Here is a 260-nt window from a genome sequence, read left to right as displayed (position 1 = left end):
AACTTTTTTAATCCGAAACTAAAAGCCCGTTTTCCCACGTTTAAAAGTAAGCATGGCAGACAATCTAGCTATCATTGTGTCGGGATCAAAGTCATTGATGGCGCGATAAAAATCCCGAAAATCGCACCGATTGAAGCGCGTTTACATCGTGAAATGACGGGGGCGCTGAAAAGTATCACACTGGGGAGTGCTAATCGCCGTAAAGCCCGAATACAGCTTGCAGGTGTACACGAACGGGTAGCCAATGCCCGTGCTGATTT

1 pseudogene is annotated in these 260 nt (G+C 46.5%); it reads left to right on the top strand.

From position 1 onward, the window contains the following. Positions 1-260: pseudogene (locus BHE89_RS02220) on the top strand (hypothetical protein); the annotation flags it as partial.

The organism is Shigella sp. FC1967 (assembly GCF_001743005.1).
Lineage (GTDB): Bacteria > Pseudomonadota > Gammaproteobacteria > Enterobacterales > Enterobacteriaceae > Proteus.
The sequence above is the reverse complement of the archived record's forward strand: the minus strand, read 5'-3'. Positions and strand labels throughout refer to the sequence as shown.